Origin of the sequence: Geobacter sp. DSM 9736 (assembly GCF_900187405.1) — a bacterium.
Taxonomy (GTDB): domain Bacteria; phylum Desulfobacterota; class Desulfuromonadia; order Geobacterales; family Geobacteraceae; genus DSM-9736.
The window spans coordinates 3,458,435-3,474,946 of the sequence record NZ_LT896716.1; the positions used below are offsets into that span (position 1 = coordinate 3,458,435).

Consider the following 16,512-nt stretch of genomic DNA (forward strand, 5'->3'; position numbering starts at 1 on the left):
CCCGGCGAAGCGCTATTACTCGACTCGGAACCTGGAGGCGTACTCGGACAGAAGGCTCTGGATTGATGTCCGTGCTGAGTTGCCGCAGGGGCCAACTGCAACGAGATTGACATGATGCGGCGCGAAGAGAATCCTCGCCGTTTCGCATATTGCTTCAGTAGCCACCGCTGCCGCTTCGGCATGGTCCTCCTCGATGCTCCTGACAAGGTCCATTAGTTCTCCCCACCCGAACCTCACCTGCATTTCATAGGTGGAGTCCCTGCTGTAGGCAAGGTCGAAGAAATAGCCCTGCCTGATCCGGTCAAGTTCCGGCTTCGGCAACGGTTCTGACGCGAGCCGTGCCGTTTCCTTAAGCACTTCCTCCGCTGCCGTTGCTACATTCTCCGGAGCGGTTGACAGCTCTATCGCAAAGGAGCCTGTCTCCTCATAGGCTGAGATGCTGGCATCCACGGAGTAGACTATTCCGAGGCGTTCGCGCAGCGAGAGGTGCAGGCGAGAGCTTCCGCCGCCGCAGAGGATTCTGCGGATAAGACGCGCGGCCATGAGACGTTCATCGGATCTGCGAAGGCCCCGGAATGCAATCAGCAGGTGTACCTGGCTGTCTGAATCTTCTACGAAAAGTGACTGGGGCGCGCTCTGCGTGGATATCGCCGGTGCGGCCGGTGAGGGGGGGGATCCCGCCCAGTCCTGGAATGCTTTCTCACATGCAGTAAACGCCTTTTCCACATCAAGCTTCCCGGCCATCACAATCACCGCATTCTGGGGCACATAGTGCTGCGCCATATGGCTCCGAAGGTCCATCTCATCATACCCGCTGATACTGTCGAGATAGCCGATCGTCGGAGCCCCGAGGGGATGACCCGGCCAGAGCATCCGGCTCGCAAGGTTGTGGGTATTTATTTCCTGCCCCTGCTCATTGATGTCTTCAAGAGCTTCCTCTATGATGATCCGCTTCTCGATCTCCAGGCCCGAGAGAGTCGGGCGAAGGAGCATCGAAGAGAAGAGGTCGATGCCTTCGGCGACATGGTCTGGATGCACCCGGGAAAAATAACAGGTGCTCTCCTCGTCGGTAGAGGCGTTCACGCTGCCGCCGATGGCTTCAAAAGCCGTCTCAAGTTCCATGGTCGTCGGATAGTCGGCGGTGCCCCTGAAAAGCATGTGCTCCAGAAAATGAGACAGCCCCTCCTTTCCGGGAGGATCGTTCCGTCCTCCTACCTTGATGTAGACAGCCAGTTCGGTGCTGTGAAGGTGGGGCATTTCCACTGCGACCAGTCGAAGGCCGTTGCCCAGCAGGCGTTTATGGCAGATTGTCATCGGGGCTCCGTTTAGTGTGACATTTCCTGATAAGTATGACAGCTTTGGGGGATACGTGCAGTGCAGAAAGGGGTGCCGTGGTTTGCTGCTACTACCATGCGGTGGACATCCCCCGATGGATCAGCCATGCGACGGTGGCGTACCGGATCGTCTTTCCGGTGAAGACCAGCACTGAAAAGTTGATGAACCGGACCTTCAATATCCCTCCTACGAGGCACATAGGGTCCCCGACTATGGGGAGCCATGAGAAGAGAAGGGACCAGGAGCCGTAGCGGGTGTACAGTTTTTCAGCCCTCTGCTGGGCGTTTTCGTCTATACGGAGGAGTTTCCGGATCATGAAGTCACCTCCCCTGAGTCCAATCCAGTAAGTGGTGCAGGCTCCCAGGTAGTTGCCGATGGAAGCCACCGCGACGGACGCAACGGGGTCGTGCTTTTTGAGGAGCATGGTGACGAGCAGCCATTCCGAACCGAGGGGTACGAGACTCGAAGCGAGAAAGCTCAGCAGGAAGAGGGCAGGATATCCGTGTGCAACAAGCAGATCGTTCACCGGCCAAAGGTAGCGGAAGCTCATTTCTTTGTCAAAAGCAAATTAGAGCTTGACAGATAACTGCAAAAGGAGCAAATATGCACCCCATGATTAACGCCAGCTACTTTACCTTTACCGGCTTTTATTTTTGGTACGGCTTTTTTCGGCCGTCTGCCCAGGTACCGGTTTGAGATAGGAGCTGACATACTACGAAACCGAAGCCGAGGGTGGACGAATCCATCCCCGGCTTTTTTCATTCATGCTGCAAAGCATAAGGCCGGGGGGAATCTCTCCGGCCTTTGCTGTTTCGGAACCAAGGAGGAGGAGCATGATCATCGTCATGAAAGCGGGAGCCGCAAAAAAAGACAGGGACGAAGTGATCAAGAGGATCAAGGAGCTGGGATACAAGCCCCACGTCATTCACGGGACAACCAGGGACGTCATCGGCGCTGTGGGGGACGAGCGTGGAAAGCTGGTCCTTCAGTCCATAGAGTCGATGCATGGGGTCGAGAATGTGGTGCCTATCCTCAAGCCGTACAAGCTTGCCTCGAAAGAGGTGAAGTTTGAGCCGAGTGTCATTCCCGTCACGAGCTCGTTGGCTGTCGGAGGAAAGCGTCTTGTAGTGATGGCCGGTCCCTGTTCCGTGGAGAGCGAGGCGCAGATCCTGGAATCGGCGAAAGCGGTGAAGGAGGCGGGGGCGACGGTGCTTCGAGGCGGAGCGTTCAAACCGCGAACGTCTCCTTACTCATTCCAGGGGCTAGAGGAGGACGGACTGAAGCTGCTCGCAAAGGCACGTGATCTTACGGGACTTCCCGTCGTAACCGAAGTGGTGAACCCGGAAACGGCAGACCTGGTGGCTGAATATGCCGACATCCTCCAGATCGGCGCCAGAAATTCGCAGAACTTCGCCCTCCTCAAAAAAGTCGGGCAGCTCAAGAAGCCGGTCCTCCTGAAGCGAGGGATGTCCATGACCATCCAGGAGTTCCTCATGAGCGCCGAATACATCATGAGCGAAGGCAACCAGGCGGTCATTCTTTGCGAGAGGGGAATAAGGACGTTCGAGACTGCAACTAGAAACACCCTAGATCTCTCCGCGATACCCGTCCTCAAGGAGAAAACGCATCTGCCGGTGATCGCAGACCCTTCCCACGGTACCGGTGATTACCACTATGTTGCCGCCATGTCATGCGCCGCAGTCGCGGCAGGAGCTGACGGGCTTATCATAGAAGTGCATCCCGACCCGGAACGCGCCTCCTCCGACGGACCCCAGTCTCTTAAGCCGAAGAAATTCGCGAGCCTCATGGAAAGGCTGAGGAAAATATCCCAGGCAATGGATCGGGACCTGTAGACATCCTGATAATTCCATGACTCGGACGGATCTTGATTGATGCATATAGCTCGCGGCACTAGTAAATAGGTGAAGGCGCCAAGTTAAGGGTGTGAGATTGATCCAGTCTGGATCATGTCTCACCGATTGAACGGCAAGGTTTACGGCCATATGAGGAAATTTTCCAGTATCTGCACTTGATATGAACGCAATTTGTCTTGTCTCATAAGAGTATATTCACGTAAAATCCTGAAAAATTCTTATGGGAGGGTTAGATGAAGCGTGTATTGATTGTGTTTGCTGTGTTTATGCTGGTCTCCGTGCCGACTCACGGTGTTGCGAAAAGTCTCTATCTTTCCGACACCGAACTCAGGACGGAAGCGCAGCGAGGATTCGAGCAGATCCTCGATCTATGGCGTGAGGGGAAGTTCGCGGAGCTTTACGGGAGAACTCGCGGCAGCTCGCAGTCCCGGGAAGCTTTCGCAGCCAGGCTCTCCGTAGCGCCGGTCAGGCCGGCATGCTGTTGGGAGAAGATGCAGGATGTATCCGTGCGTCTTCAGAACGACTCGACTGCTGTCGTAAAGGCCAAGCTCGGATTCGAAGGGAAGGAGGGAACCAGCTACCATACGGGCTCATTTCGCCTCGTGAAGGAAGAGGATGTCTGGTCAATATCTCGCTCGGACATCTTCAAGCTGGCGGGGGAGGGAAAAAAGAAGAATGCGCGCAGCGGCAGCCGGACCCGCTGATATAGTCCACCTGTCCATTGCCGCTGCTTGTGTTATAACTATCTAGCATGAGACGAGCATTATTCGCGACGTGGATAGCTGTTCTGGTGCTCTTCGATTCCGGCTGCCACGCGGAACCGCTGCCGATCATCCGTCAAGATATTTCAGTCGTTCTTGCTCCCTCCTCCGGACGGCTTGCGGGGGAGACGAACGTCCTCCTTGCCGGGGGGGATGTTCGAAAGATATTCTTCCGGCTTTCGCCTGCGGCGACCGTCACGTCTGTGTCGACAGGACACAAAAAGATACCCTTCTCCTTTTCCGACGGACTCCTCACTCTCTCCGGCGTGTGGGGGACCTCCATCACGATCCGGTACGAGTGCGTGTTCAACGACCCGCTCCCGGACCGGATAATTTCCACCGAGGACCCGACATATGGCGTGCAGGCGGTCATAGCCCCCTCAGGAGTGTTTCTGGGTGACGGAGTCGGGTGGTATCCCGAGCCGGAAACGGTTCCGGGAGAGCGTATGGTATCGGTGGACGCCCCGGAAGGCTTCGAGGCGGTGACAGCCGGTGAATGTGTTAAACGAGGTACTTCAGGCGGGCGCACCGTTTCAACATGGCGCATCACTGCACCCCTCCCAGGCATTTCCGTCTCCGCCGGCCCGTACCGGGTTTCGGAGCGCCGTGAAACAGGCAGAACTCTCGCGGCATACTTCTACGCGGAAAATGCTCTGCTCGCCGACCGCTACCTTGGTTCTGCGGCTGAATACCTCTCATTTTACGAAAAACTCCTCGGTCCCTATCCCTTCCCGAAATTCGCCATCGTAGAAAATTTCCTCCCCACCGGCTATGGTTTTCCCTCCTACACCCTCATCGGCAGCACCGTAATAAGGCTGCCGTTCATTCTCGGAACGAGCCTTCCCCACGAAATCGTCCACAACTGGTGGGGAAACGGTGTCAGGGTCGATTACAGTGGCGGGAACTGGTCCGAAGGACTTGCTACCTATCTTGCTGATTATCTCCTCGAAGAAAAAAAATCGCCTGCTCTGGGCAGGGAATACCGCCTTAAGATACTTGCAGACTATGCTTCCCTCGTGTCGTCACAGGAGGATTTCCCTCTGGCACGCTTCACCGGTCGTACCGAGCCCTCTTCCCGCTCCATCGGCTACGGTAAGGCGGCTATGGTGTTCCACATGGTGAGGCGGATGATCGGCGACGATGCTTTTTATAAGGCCCTGCGGACCGTGTACCGCGAACGGGTTTTCAGGGAAGCCTCCTGGGACGATTTGATGCGGGCCTTTTCCGCCGCTTCCGGGAAGGATCTGATTCCCTGGATGGATCAGTGGCTTAAACGTCCGGGGGGGCCGCAGATCGCTCTGCGGGAGGTGAAAGCCCGCCGTGAAGGGGATGGGTGGCTTGTAAGCGGGTTCATCGTCCAGGCGGCTGCTGCGCGTTACAAAATTTCGGTGCCCCTGCGGCTCAAGACCCGATCGGGAGATGTCGCTGCCACGGTTTACATGAGGGGCGAGAGGACGCCCTTCTTAATAGCTGCGGGAGCTGAACCGTCACGGCTGCTGCTGGACCCGGATGTCGAGCTGTTCAGGATTCTTTCCCCCGAGGAACTACCTCCAACAGTGAACAGGATCAAAGGCTCGCGAAATTTCACTCTTGTGCGGACTGCAAGCTGCCGCGCCCGCGATGAGACGCTGCGGGACCTGCTGAGTTCACTCGGTCAGGGTGAGGTTTCGATGGTTCGTGAGGAAAATCTTCAGTCCGATGTTTTTCGTGATCACGATATCCTATTCTGCGGAGTACCCCGAAGCGAGGAGAAGTGGCCGCTGCTTTTGCCTCAACTGACCATCGGAGCCGACGGATTCACTGCCGAAGAGAAACGTTTCGCCGGTGCCGGGGACGCGCTCTTAGCGATCGGCAAACACCCGGTGGACCCGGGACGGACGGCCGCAGTTTTTCTGCCCATGTCACCGTCCGCTGCGGAAGCATGCGCGCTCAAGATCACCCATTACGGCAAATACAGCTACCTCGCGTTTTCGGATGGAAAAAATCGAGTGAAAGTGACGCTTCCGGTACAGGGTGGCGAAAGCGTTGTCGATCTCGGAGGGGCCGATGAATAGTCCGCTACGGTTGGCGCTTTTGACAGCGGCCTGCCTGATCCTCATTTGCGCCGGGGCCTGTTTCAGTTCGGAGAGGGTCTTGCGGGTGAAGGACGGTAAGGTCATCAGCTTTCAGCAGATGATAGATGACATCTCCGGGACCAGCGTGATCCTTGTCGGAGAAAATCACGACGATGAGTGGCACCACGCCCAGCAGCTGGCGGTGATCAAGGCTTTGCACGAACGGGGAGGGAAAGTGGCGGTGGGGCTGGAAATGTTCACCGCCGAGAACCAGGGGGAACTCGATCGATGGATAAAAGGGCAGAAGGAGGAAGACGAATTCATCAGGCTTTACTACCATAACTGGAAAATGCCGTGGCCACTCTATCGCGACATACTGCTTTACGCACGCAGAAACTCCCTTCCCCTGGTAGGCCTCAATATCCCGCCAGAGGTTTCCTCCCGTGTCGCAGAAAAGGGATTCGCGTCTCTCTCTGCTGAAGAGAAACGAAGGCTCCCCCCTGAGATCACCTGCAATGTCGATCCCGCCTATATGGCTTTCATCCGTCGTGCATTCAGTGCCCACGGCCACGGCGACCTCGAATCCTTCGTCCACTTCTGCGAAACTCAGAAGCTGTGGAACCGCTCCATGGCCTGGTACCTCCTAGGTTACCTGAAGAAGGAGCCGGCCAGGCAGGTGGTGGTGGTAACCGGGGCCGGGCATGCAGTAAAGCAGGCCGTTCCTGCGGAGCTTTCCGATCTTTCGAAGCTGAGTTATGTGGTGATCCTTCCCCAGACGGGTGAGATGCCGGTTCGACAGGTGACGGCAGAGGATGCCGACTACATTCTCCTCAAGTGAAGGCCGGCGACAACGATCTTGACCCCCCCCTTCGCTTCAGGTAGTGTAAATCCATGTCTCGAATCGTCCCGTCAACCGTCCCCCTTCCCGAGCTTCTGGCTCCCGCCGGGTCTCTCGAAGCTTTTTTTGCCGCCATGGAAAAGGGGGCCGATGCAGTCTATGCCGGCCTCCGCGAGTTCTCTGCACGTGCAAAAGCACGAAATTTCTCCCTCGACCAGATGCGACAAATCGTCGCCTACGCCCACTCGCTCAACCGCAAGGTTTACGTGACGCTCAATACTCTAGTGAAGGAAGGGGAGCTGCCGCAGCTGGTGGAGACGCTGGCAGAGCTGGAAGCCATGGGGGCCGACGCCGTCATAATCCAGGATCTCGCGGTGGCGAGGCTGGTGCGAAACTTTTTCCCTCGGCTTCCGCTTCATGCCTCCACACAGATGACTATTCACAATTCTCTTGGTGTCAAGCAGCTGGCTGAGCTGGGGTTCGAGCGGGTGGTGCTCGCACGGGAGCTGCACGTCGACGAGATACGCGCAATTGCGGCCGCAAGCCCCATCGGGATAGAGTGTTTCATTCACGGGGCGCTCTGCTTCTCGATCTCGGGACAGTGCTACTTCTCCTCCTTCCTTGGGGGGCACAGCGGCAACCGTGGGCGTTGCGCGCAACCATGCCGCCGACAGTACAGCTACCGGGGGAAGGAAGGGTATTACTTCTCCACTAACGACTTTTCGTCCATAGAAATGCTGCCCCAACTCTTGGATGCGGGTGTCAGCTCCCTCAAGATCGAGGGGAGGATGAAATCGGCCGAATACGTCGCGAGCGTGGTGTCGGCTTACCGGCTCATGCTGGATGCTCCGCAGGAGCGGAGGGGAGAGGCATTGGCCGAGGCGAAGGAGCTTCTGAAGCTCTCCTTCGGCCGGGTGCCGACGAAAGGTTTTCTCGCTTCCCGCAACCCTACGGATATCGCCACCCCATCGCTGAAGGGTGCTACCGGCAGATTCCTCGGAGAGATAAAATCGGTGCGGGGGGGGCGGATCACCTTCGACATCCGGGACCGCCTCCACGTGGGGGACCGGATCCGCATCCAGCCGAAGAGCGATATGGCCGGGCGGGCTTTCACGGTAAAGGAGCTCTTTGCGGGTAACCAGCAGGTTAAGATGCTCAAGGAAAGGAGCAGTGCGACTACCGTTTCACCCTTTGCCTGCAAAGTGGGGGATGCGGTGTTCAAGGTTTCGTCCGAAACCGCCTTCACCATGAGCGAAGCCGCCTGCAAGAAGCGGCTCGATGCCGTCAGGCCCGGCAGGCTTCCATGCGCATTGCGGGTTAGCCTTGAAAAGGGAGCGCTCGTCATCAATGCAGCGGTGGTTGGCGTAGAATCTGCCTTCACCTTTGCGCTGGGCCCGCTGGAGCCTGCCAGGACCGCTGACATGGAAGGTGTGCTGCAGGGGCAGTTTTCCCGGTGCGGAGAGACCCCCTTCGAACTGAAGTCCCTCTCCGCCCCCGGGTTCCCGCAGGTTCTGATCCCTGCTTCTCGATTCAAGGATATCCGCCGCGAGTTTTATCGCCTTCTGGAGCAGCAGGTGCTGGGACAAATAGGTGAGCGCCGGCGGCGGACGGTGAAGGAGGCCTTGGCCGCTCTAGTTTCTCCGCTTCCGGAGCGGAGCGTCCAGCGCGCAGAGCTGGCCGTGCGAATCGAGTATCTGCGGGACCACCCTATGCTTGGCCAGCATGGTGTCGACAGTGTCAGCGTTCCGGTGTCGAAGGCGAACCTCCACCAGCTTCCTCTCCTTGCGAAAAAGCTGCGCGGGCGCGAAGACAGGGTAGTCTGGCGACTTCCTTTCATGATATTCGAGGCGGATCTTCCTTTCTACCGCGATGCGGTGAAGTACATAGCGCAGTCCGGCTTCCGGAGGTTCGAGGCGGCGAATCTGTCTCATTTTCCGATACTGCACGAAGTTGAGGAGGTCGAAGTCGGTACCGACTACAGGCTTTTTTCCGTAAATTCCCAGGCGCTCATGTCGTGGCGGGAGCTCGGAGCTTCCGCATGCACCCTGTACCTGGAGGATGATGCAGTTAACCTGGGGGAACTACTGCGCGCCGACGTTCGGGTTGTGCGGCGGATAACGGTCTTTTCTTCCATTCCGGCGATCACGTCTAAGATTGCCATAAAATCGGTACGCAATGACGCTCCGGTTGTTTCCGACCGTGGAGAGCAGTACGACGTGACGGTTAAAGAGGGGCTCACGGTGGTGACGCCGGTGAAAAGATTCTCCCTTACCCATCTTCGCAGCCGCTTGCAAAGCATGGGGTGTGGCTCCTTTGTGATCGACCTTACCCAGGAGCCGAAAGAGGAGTGGCAGCGGATTCTGGAGGCTTTTCACCGGGGCAGCCCCCTCCCCGGTACTACCGAATTCAACTTCACGATGGGATTGGTATAACACTATGAGCATTTTCAGCAACCTGTTGAACAAGAAAGATGCGCTTTTCGAGCTGGTGAAGGACCCGTTGATACGTGACCTGGTGACGAAACGGGAGTTTCGGCTTACGGAAGAATACCTGCGGCAGGAGCTCCTTGGCAGGTTGAAGCACGAAGACGTGACTGACCTGGATTTCAGGGTCGGCGAAGGCTTCGCGGAGCTGTCCGGGAAGGTGAGAAAGCGGCCGCTGCCTTTTTCGATACCTTTTTCCGCCCGATTTTCCATACATTCCTTCAACTTCAGTCAAAGCGGAAAGGTAGTGCACCTGAAATTGGAGGAGGTCAAACCATTCGACCTGGAATCGCTCAACAGAAAGCTGGTGGAGAACATTCCCTTCCTTTCATACGAAAAAGGCCTTCTCAGCCTGGATCTGACCAAGGTGCCCCGTCTGGCCGAGCTCCTGGATTACAGGGTGAGCAGCTTCCGTCCCCTTGATGCGGTTATTCTGAAGGATCTGTCATTCTGTCCGGGTGAGGTGGTCGGGAAGATCGGAGTGTGCTTCTGATGTCCGATTATCTTGTCCGGATCCTTTCAACCAGCGGTGCCGTCCGCGGCCTCGCCTGCGTTACGACTGAGCTGGTGAGGGAGGGGTGCCGCCGGCACGGCACCTGGCCCACTGCTGCTGCAGCTTTGGGGCGCGCGCTCAGCGGGGGCGCTCTTATGGGTGCGCTCCTGAAGACGGGCCAGAGGGTAGCGCTCCGGTTCGAGGGGAATGGGCCGCTGCAGAAGATCCTTGTGGAAGCTGAGAGTAACGGGGCGGTCCGCGGATACGTGGGGGTCCCGGAGGTTCATCTGCAGGAGAAGGAGGGCAAGCTCGATGTGGGAGGGGCCCTCGGCCGTGCCGGCTTTCTTACCGTCACCAAAGATATAGGGGTCGGCGAGCCGTACAGGGGGATGGTGCAACTCTATTCAAGCGAGATTGCCGAAGACCTTGCTTACTACCTTACCGATTCGGAGCAGACCCCGTCAGCCGTGGGGCTGGGAGTATTCGTGGAACCTTCCGGTGAGGTTTCCGCGGCTGGAGGATTTCTCATCCAGGCCTTGCCTCCCGGTGACGATGCGGCGGTGGACTCCATCATGGAGGAGATCGGCCGGCTTCCCTCCATCACCGAGCTGCTCCGCCAGGGTCTCTCCCCCGAGGAGCTTCTGGACAAGCTTTTCCACAACATCCCTTATCAGGTGCTCGAAAAGCGCGAGCTTGCCTTTCTCTGCTCATGCAGCCGGGAAAAGATCGAGCGGGTTCTCATTTCCCTCGGGGCCGAGGACCTGACGGATCTCCTGACCGAGAAAGGGGGGGCGGAGGTGACCTGCGAGTTCTGCCGGGAGCGCTATCTCGTTTCCGGACCCGAGCTGGAGCAACTGATAGCGGAGGCGGCTGCACGGGGGGGTAAGCCATCTTGAGGTTGTTTCACCGTACGTATGTTGCTATAGTCGCACTGCCTGCCGATGTGGTGGGCTAAAGGAGGCGAAATGGATAATGTGGTCGAGACAATCCCGGGCATATGGTGGGTAGGAGTCGGGGACCCCGAACTCCGGGTGTTCGATGACCTCTTTCCAACGGAGCACGGGACCACCTACAATGCGTATCTCGTCAAGGGGCGCGACAGGATCGCCCTCATCGATACCGTAAAGGGGAAGCGGTCGGACGAGCTTCTTGCAAAGGTTAAACAGCTCTGCGACCCCTCCCTTATCGACTACATCGTCGTCAATCACACCGAGCCCGACCATTCCGGCTCTCTTGCAAAGATGCTCCAGCATTGTCCCCACGCCACCGTAGTCTCCACCCAGGCGGCGCGGACGTTCCTCGGCAACCTCATCCATACCCCTTTCAACTCTCATGTCATCAAGGACGGAGAAGTCCTGGACCTCGGCGGGAGGCGGCTTCGCTTCATAGTCGCACCGTTTCTCCACTGGCCGGATACCATGTTCACTCTCGTCGAGGATGAGGGGGTGCTTTTCACGTGTGATGCCTTCGGCGCTCACTACTGTGGCGGGAGCATATTCAACGACCAGCTGCCCGACATAACCGCGGACATGAAATTCTACTTCGACTGCCTCGTCCGCCCTTTCAAGGACAAGGTTCTTGCTGCCATTGAGAAGTTAAGGAACGAGCGGGTCACGATGATATGCCCGAGTCACGGTCCCGTTCTGCGTACGGAGCCGCTCCGGGCCGTAGAGCTTTATGAGAGCTGGTCACAACCACCCGCCGGGGGGAAGAGGATCGCGATCCTCTATCTTTCTCCTCACGGAAATACGGAGAAAATGGCCGCTGCCGTTGCCAGGGGTGCCGCTCTGCCGGGTGTGGAGGTGGTGGTCCGTCATATAAACGAGCTGTCTCACGAACAGGTCCGCGATCTTATGGAAGAAGCGGACGCCCTGATATTCGGGATTCCAACAATCAATCGCGACATCCCGAAACCGATGTGGGACGTCTTGGCCCTCCTTTCCACGGTGAAGCTGAAAGGTAATGTCGGCGGGGTGTTCGGCAGCTTCGGCTGGAGCGGCGAGGCGTGCAAGATGGCCGAGGAGCGGCTCAGGGGAATGAACTTCAAGCTTCCGGCCCCCTTCGTCCGCTCTCCCTTTACCCCCCGTCCCGAAACCATCGAGCAGTGCGAGGCGCTGGGGCGGATGATTGCCGAACAAATTCCATAAAGTCTTCACACCGGTAGACGGATAGCCGCCTGCCGGATCTTTCCGGGCGCACCCCGGACGACTGCCTTTCCTCTAACAGATGGAACTCCAGGTTTCCCAGTCATGTCATCGTCTTCGGCGATCATCGAAGTAGCCATTCCGGTACCCCTCGATACCACCTTCCACTACGCGGTTCCTGCGGGGCTCGTCCCATCGATCCAGCCGGGCAAGCGGGTGCTGGTACCATTCGGGCGGCGGACAGTAACGGGGTACATCCTCGACATTGCCTGCACTCCTCGCGACAGTCTTAAGGAAGTGATCGAGGTGCTAGACCAGGAACCCCTCTTTACACGAGAGGAACTCGGATTCTTCCGCTGGTGTGCAGCGTATTATCTCCATCCTCTCGGGGAGGTGCTCAAGGCGGCGCTTCCCGCGGGGATCAACATTACGGGCCGCAGGAGAAAGGTGTGCGATGCTGAAGGAGAAGAGGTGCCGACAGAGGTGCTTACCGGGGGGAAGCGGGTACGGACGGAAACATTCCATCTGGCTGCTTCGGTGGAGGGCGACGGCACGCCGGTCCGAGGGAAATCGGCAGACATATTGGCGTTTCTGCGCCTGCACGGGGAGGCTCGTCGGTCGTTGCTTACGCAGACGTTCGGGGCCTGTTATGCCCAGCTTGCGCGGCTGGAGCAACGTGGCCTAGTTGCCACGGAGCAGCGGGAGTTCTACAGGGATCCGTTCCGTGAGGAGGTGGTCGAGCATGACATGCCCCTTCCACTCAACTCGTGCCAGGCGGAGGCTCTTCGCAGGATCAGGGAATCCCTGGACTGCGCCTCCTTTGCATCCTACCTTCTTCATGGCGTGACCGGCAGCGGCAAGACGGAGATTTACCTGCAGGCCATCTCCCACGTCGTAGAGCAGGGCGGGACTGCGCTCGTGCTGGTTCCGGAAATCGCGCTCACTCCACAGCTAGTCACGCGTTTCCGCAGGCGTTTCACCTGCGGCATCGCGGTTCTGCACAGCGGTCTCTCCGATGGGGAGCGCTACGATGAGTGGCGGCGCATCAGGCAGGGTAGAGCGTCGATCGTTATCGGTGCCCGATCGGCGATATTCGCTCCGCTCAGCAATATCCGTATCATCGTGGTTGATGAGGAGCACGACTCTTCCTACAAGCAGAGCGAAGGATTCCGTTACAACGGCAGGGATCTGGCCCTCGTGCGGGGTAAGATGGAGCAGGCGTGTGTGCTGCTCGGCTCGGCGACGCCGCTAGTGACAACATGGCATGCGGCTGCTCAGGGGAAGCATGCATACCTCTCCCTTCCCGAGCGGGTGCGAAGCCTTCCCATGCCGGAGACCGAACTGGTGGATATGCGGGGCCGCAGGGGCGAAACCCTCTCCTGCCGGCTGCAGGAAGCGGTGGGGTGGAACCTGGAGCAGGGTGGGCAGGCGATTCTTTTCCTCAATCGTCGAGGGTTTGCGACATACGTTGTGTGCGAGCAGTGCGGCCACGTGCTCAATTGCCCCAACTGTGCCGTTACTCTCACCTATCACCGTGGCCGCCAGCGCCATTTCTGTCACTACTGCGACCATTCGGTCCCCGCTCCCTCCGTGTGCCCCTCGTGCGAAAGCCCCGAGATCGGTCTGCTCGGCAGAGGAACGGAGCGGGTCGAGGAGGAGGTGGCGGAGATGTTTCCCAACGCCCGTGTGGGGCGTATGGACCGTGACACCACGAGCCGGAAGGGGAGCCATGCCGCCATCCTGAAGGAAGTGGAGGAGGGGAACGTCGACCTTCTCATCGGCACGCAGATGATCGCGAAGGGGCACGATTTCCCCGGCGTCACGCTGGTCGGAGTCGTTTCGGCCGACGCATCGGTACATCTTCCCGACTTTCGCAGCGCCGAGCGCACGTTTCAGCTTCTTACCCAGGTCATGGGGCGCGCCGGGCGGGGCGACCGTCCCGGAAGGGTCATTGTCCAGACGCTCCTGCCCGATCATTACGCCATATTCCGTGCGCTGAACCATGACTATGCAGGGTTCTGTGCCGAAGAGCTCGATTTCCGCAGGGATGCAGGGTATCCACCCTTTTCCCATCTTGCCGCCGTCATACTGTCAAGCACATCGAAGGCGGAAGCAGAGCGGCAGGCGGACCAGGCGGCGTCGACCTTGCGCCGGCTCAGGAGGGAGCTGAAGGGGAAGGTGGAGATCCTAGGGCCGGCAACGGCCCCGCTGGGAAAGATACGCGGCCGCTACCGCTGGCAGATCCTTCTCAAGGGGACCAGGAGGAGCGATGTCCATTCTCTCGCCGCGAAATTCCGGAAGACTTTTGTCCCCCCCGCAGTGGTGAGGGTCAACATTGACATTGACCCTGTGGACATGCTGTAGCCTTTTCCCTTGCTCCGCTGGATTCTTACCGGTATGTTTCTGATCAATAGCTCAAGGAGGATACGATGAAACATCGTGCATTCGTGGCGGTTGCAGCATGCGCTGCGCTATTTGCGACACCGCTTCTGGCAGCCGGAATGGAGACCGACATCGAAACCCTCCTTAAACAGAAAGAGGAGGAAATCCTGCTTCTGCAGAAGGAGCATGCACAGATCCAGGAGAAGCTCAAGGCCCTTGAGGGCGCACCCTCACTTACAAGCGCGGCGCTTACGGCAAAGAATCTACAGCGGCTCAGGGAGATAGCTGCCGATGTAAAAGGCCAGCGCCAAACGATGGCGGAATTCGAAGCCTTCGTGAAATGGATGGCTGGAAATCTTTCCGGGTACGCAAAGTATGTCGAGGCCGGTTCGGTGGCGGCCGGATTCGCCAAGATTCTGCCGATTCCGTATGCGGGCCAGGCGTCCCTCTTCACCAAGTTCATCTCCCAGGGAATCCTTTCCCTGAACGCCGCCTCCGGGTCCATAAACCGGTACCTGGTGACGTCTGACCAGTTCCTCAAGAAGGTCGACGCTATCGATCCTGCCAAACCGAAGGTGACCGACGTGGCCGATGCAGGGCGATTCGCCGACGAGCACCTGCTGAAGGACATGACGGACCTTCAGGCGAAGCTCGGAACTGCCGGCGAGATCTCCTCATCCACCCTCTCTTTTCTTGAAAGTCTCCAGCACTACGTGGGGAGCACCGACGAATACTGGAAAAAAACTAAGGCTTTTCTAGCCAAAGGGGATGAGAAGAAGGAGAAGAGCTTTCTTGTCGATAGCATTGCCGGTCTGAAGAGCAGGGCGGGAAGCTTCAACGCCCGACTCAAGCTGTTCGATGAAACTGCTCGAAAGGATGTGCCGCTCATCAAGACGCTCGGTGCTTATAACGAGCTCATTCATGAACTTGAAGGGAACGTGGTGGCGGTGAAATAAATACCGCAGACCGTAAAGATGCAGGAGGTTTTCATGTTGGATCCGGAATTGACAGTCCAGCTCAGAAGGGTACTGACTTCGCTGGAGCAGCTCTTGCCGAAGCCGGTGGCAAGGATAGACTGGGATGTCTGCCATGCCGCCAACTGGCGTCGGCATTCTTTTACCGGTTTCCTCGAGCCGGTGCCCTCGGTTGAGGATATTCATCTCGACGACCTGCTGGGGATCGACAAACAGAAGCAGACCGTCGAGGAGAATACCCGCCAGTTCCTTGCGGGGTACCCGGCAAACAACATCCTTCTCTGGGGGACGAGAGGCACCGGGAAATCGTCCCTCGTGCGGGCGCTTCTTCAGAACTACGCTCCTCGCGGCCTGCGGGTCATTCAGGTGGACAAGGACGACCTGGTGCACCTTCCCGACATAGTGGACGAGATCAAGGAGAAGCCCTACAAGTTCATCATATTTTCCGATGATGCTTCCTTCGAGATCGGGGAGTCGAGCTACAAGATGCTCAAGAGCGCCCTTGACGGGTCCGTCTATGCACCTCCGGAGAACGTTCTCATCTACGTGACATCCAACCGTCGCCACCTTCTGCCCGAGTACGAGACCGACAACCGTGGTGCAATGCTCGTGAACAACGAAATCCATCATGGGGAGGCCGTGGAGGAGAAAATTTCCCTTTCGGGTCGCTTCGGCCTCTGGGTGGCTTTTCATCCCTTTACACAGGACCAGTACGTGGAAGTGGTGAGACAGTGGCTAGACAAGCTATTCGCCCGGAACGGGAAGGAACTGCAATGGACCAAGGAGGTGCAGGATGCGGCTATCCTCTGGTCCCAGAAGAAGGGTGATCGAAGCGGCCGGATCGCCTTCCAGTTTGCCAGCCACTGGGTTGGCAGGAGTCTGTTGGCTGATAATCCGAATGGAGATGTGGGGAAAAGATGAGCAGAACAGGTTGCCTTACACTGTCTGTGGCTATCCTCGTGGCCGCCTGTCTTTCTGCACATGCAGGAGAATTTGGTGATGGTGCGAAGCAGGTCGGTCATGGGTTCAAGAAGATGGGTACTGCGACCGGCAAGGCTGCGAAAAAGAGCGGCAAGGCCGTCGGAAAGGCATTCAAGAAGGCGGGTAAAGAGACCGGCAAGGCATTCAGCCATGCCGGCAAGGAAGTGGGACGAGCGTTCAAAGAATAGGAGAG

The 16,512-nt window shown here is 58.0% G+C and carries 14 protein-coding genes; 12 read left to right on the plus strand and 2 right to left on the minus strand.

Features of this window, described 5'->3' with window-relative positions; translation table 11 throughout:
• Positions 1 to 15: 15 nt before the first annotated feature.
• On the minus strand, positions 16 to 1,314 hold the full coding sequence (locus CFB04_RS15575; protein WP_088536245.1) for a pitrilysin family protein: 1,299 nt from the start codon (positions 1,312 to 1,314) through the stop codon (positions 16 to 18).
• A 91-nt stretch (positions 1,315 to 1,405) separates the two neighbouring features.
• Positions 1,406 to 1,861 (minus strand): VTT domain-containing protein, encoded by a 456-nt coding sequence (locus tag CFB04_RS15580; RefSeq protein ID WP_172825514.1) that lies wholly within the window; start codon positions 1,859 to 1,861, stop codon positions 1,406 to 1,408.
• A 307-nt stretch (positions 1,862 to 2,168) separates the two neighbouring features.
• Between CFB04_RS15580 and aroF the strand changes: the two genes are divergently transcribed.
• From aroF to CFB04_RS15640, 12 genes are all read left to right on the plus strand, one after another.
• Positions 2,169 to 3,188: a 3-deoxy-7-phosphoheptulonate synthase gene (aroF, locus tag CFB04_RS15585; protein WP_088536247.1), complete on the plus strand. Its 1,020-nt coding sequence runs from the start codon at positions 2,169 to 2,171 to the stop codon at positions 3,186 to 3,188.
• A gap of 254 nt (positions 3,189 to 3,442) precedes the next feature.
• The gene (locus tag CFB04_RS15590; RefSeq protein WP_088536248.1) at positions 3,443 to 3,913 is read left to right on the plus strand and encodes a hypothetical protein; all 471 of its coding nucleotides are present in this window, start codon (positions 3,443 to 3,445) and stop codon (positions 3,911 to 3,913) included.
• Positions 3,914 to 3,960: 47 nt separating this feature from the next.
• Complete coding sequence (locus CFB04_RS15595; RefSeq protein WP_088536249.1) at positions 3,961 to 6,024, plus strand: M1 family metallopeptidase; 2,064 nt, start codon at positions 3,961 to 3,963, stop codon at positions 6,022 to 6,024.
• Complete coding sequence (locus tag CFB04_RS15600) at positions 6,017 to 6,862, plus strand: ChaN family lipoprotein (RefSeq protein WP_088536250.1); 846 nt, start codon at positions 6,017 to 6,019, stop codon at positions 6,860 to 6,862. The genes CFB04_RS15595 and CFB04_RS15600 overlap by 8 nt, the downstream gene beginning before the upstream one ends.
• Positions 6,863 to 6,915: 53 nt before the next feature.
• Positions 6,916 to 9,294 (plus strand): U32 family peptidase, encoded by a 2,379-nt coding sequence (locus CFB04_RS15605; protein WP_088536251.1) that lies wholly within the window; start codon positions 6,916 to 6,918, stop codon positions 9,292 to 9,294.
• A gap of 4 nt (positions 9,295 to 9,298) precedes the next feature.
• On the plus strand, positions 9,299 to 9,838 hold the full coding sequence (locus CFB04_RS15610) for a hypothetical protein (protein WP_088536252.1): 540 nt from the start codon (positions 9,299 to 9,301) through the stop codon (positions 9,836 to 9,838).
• A complete protein-coding gene (gene hslO / locus CFB04_RS15615) occupies positions 9,838 to 10,734 on the plus strand; it encodes an Hsp33 family molecular chaperone HslO (protein ID WP_088536253.1) in 897 nt (298 codons plus the stop codon). The genes CFB04_RS15610 and hslO overlap by 1 nt, the downstream gene beginning before the upstream one ends.
• Positions 10,735 to 10,803: 69 nt before the next feature.
• Positions 10,804 to 11,985 (plus strand): FprA family A-type flavoprotein, encoded by a 1,182-nt coding sequence (locus CFB04_RS15620; RefSeq protein ID WP_088536254.1) that lies wholly within the window; start codon positions 10,804 to 10,806, stop codon positions 11,983 to 11,985.
• A 102-nt stretch (positions 11,986 to 12,087) separates the two neighbouring features.
• Complete coding sequence (priA, locus tag CFB04_RS15625) at positions 12,088 to 14,346, plus strand: primosomal protein N' (RefSeq protein ID WP_088536255.1); 2,259 nt, start codon at positions 12,088 to 12,090, stop codon at positions 14,344 to 14,346.
• 65 nt (positions 14,347 to 14,411) lie between these two features.
• Positions 14,412 to 15,320: a hypothetical protein gene (locus CFB04_RS15630; protein WP_088536256.1), complete on the plus strand. Its 909-nt coding sequence runs from the start codon at positions 14,412 to 14,414 to the stop codon at positions 15,318 to 15,320.
• A 33-nt stretch (positions 15,321 to 15,353) separates the two neighbouring features.
• Positions 15,354 to 16,259, plus strand: coding sequence for an ATP-binding protein (locus CFB04_RS15635; protein WP_088536257.1), 906 nt, complete (start codon positions 15,354 to 15,356; stop codon positions 16,257 to 16,259).
• Positions 16,256 to 16,507, plus strand: coding sequence for a hypothetical protein (locus tag CFB04_RS15640; RefSeq protein ID WP_088536258.1), 252 nt, complete (start codon positions 16,256 to 16,258; stop codon positions 16,505 to 16,507). Before CFB04_RS15635 ends, CFB04_RS15640 begins: the two co-directional genes overlap by 4 nt.
• Positions 16,508 to 16,512 lie beyond the last annotated feature (5 nt).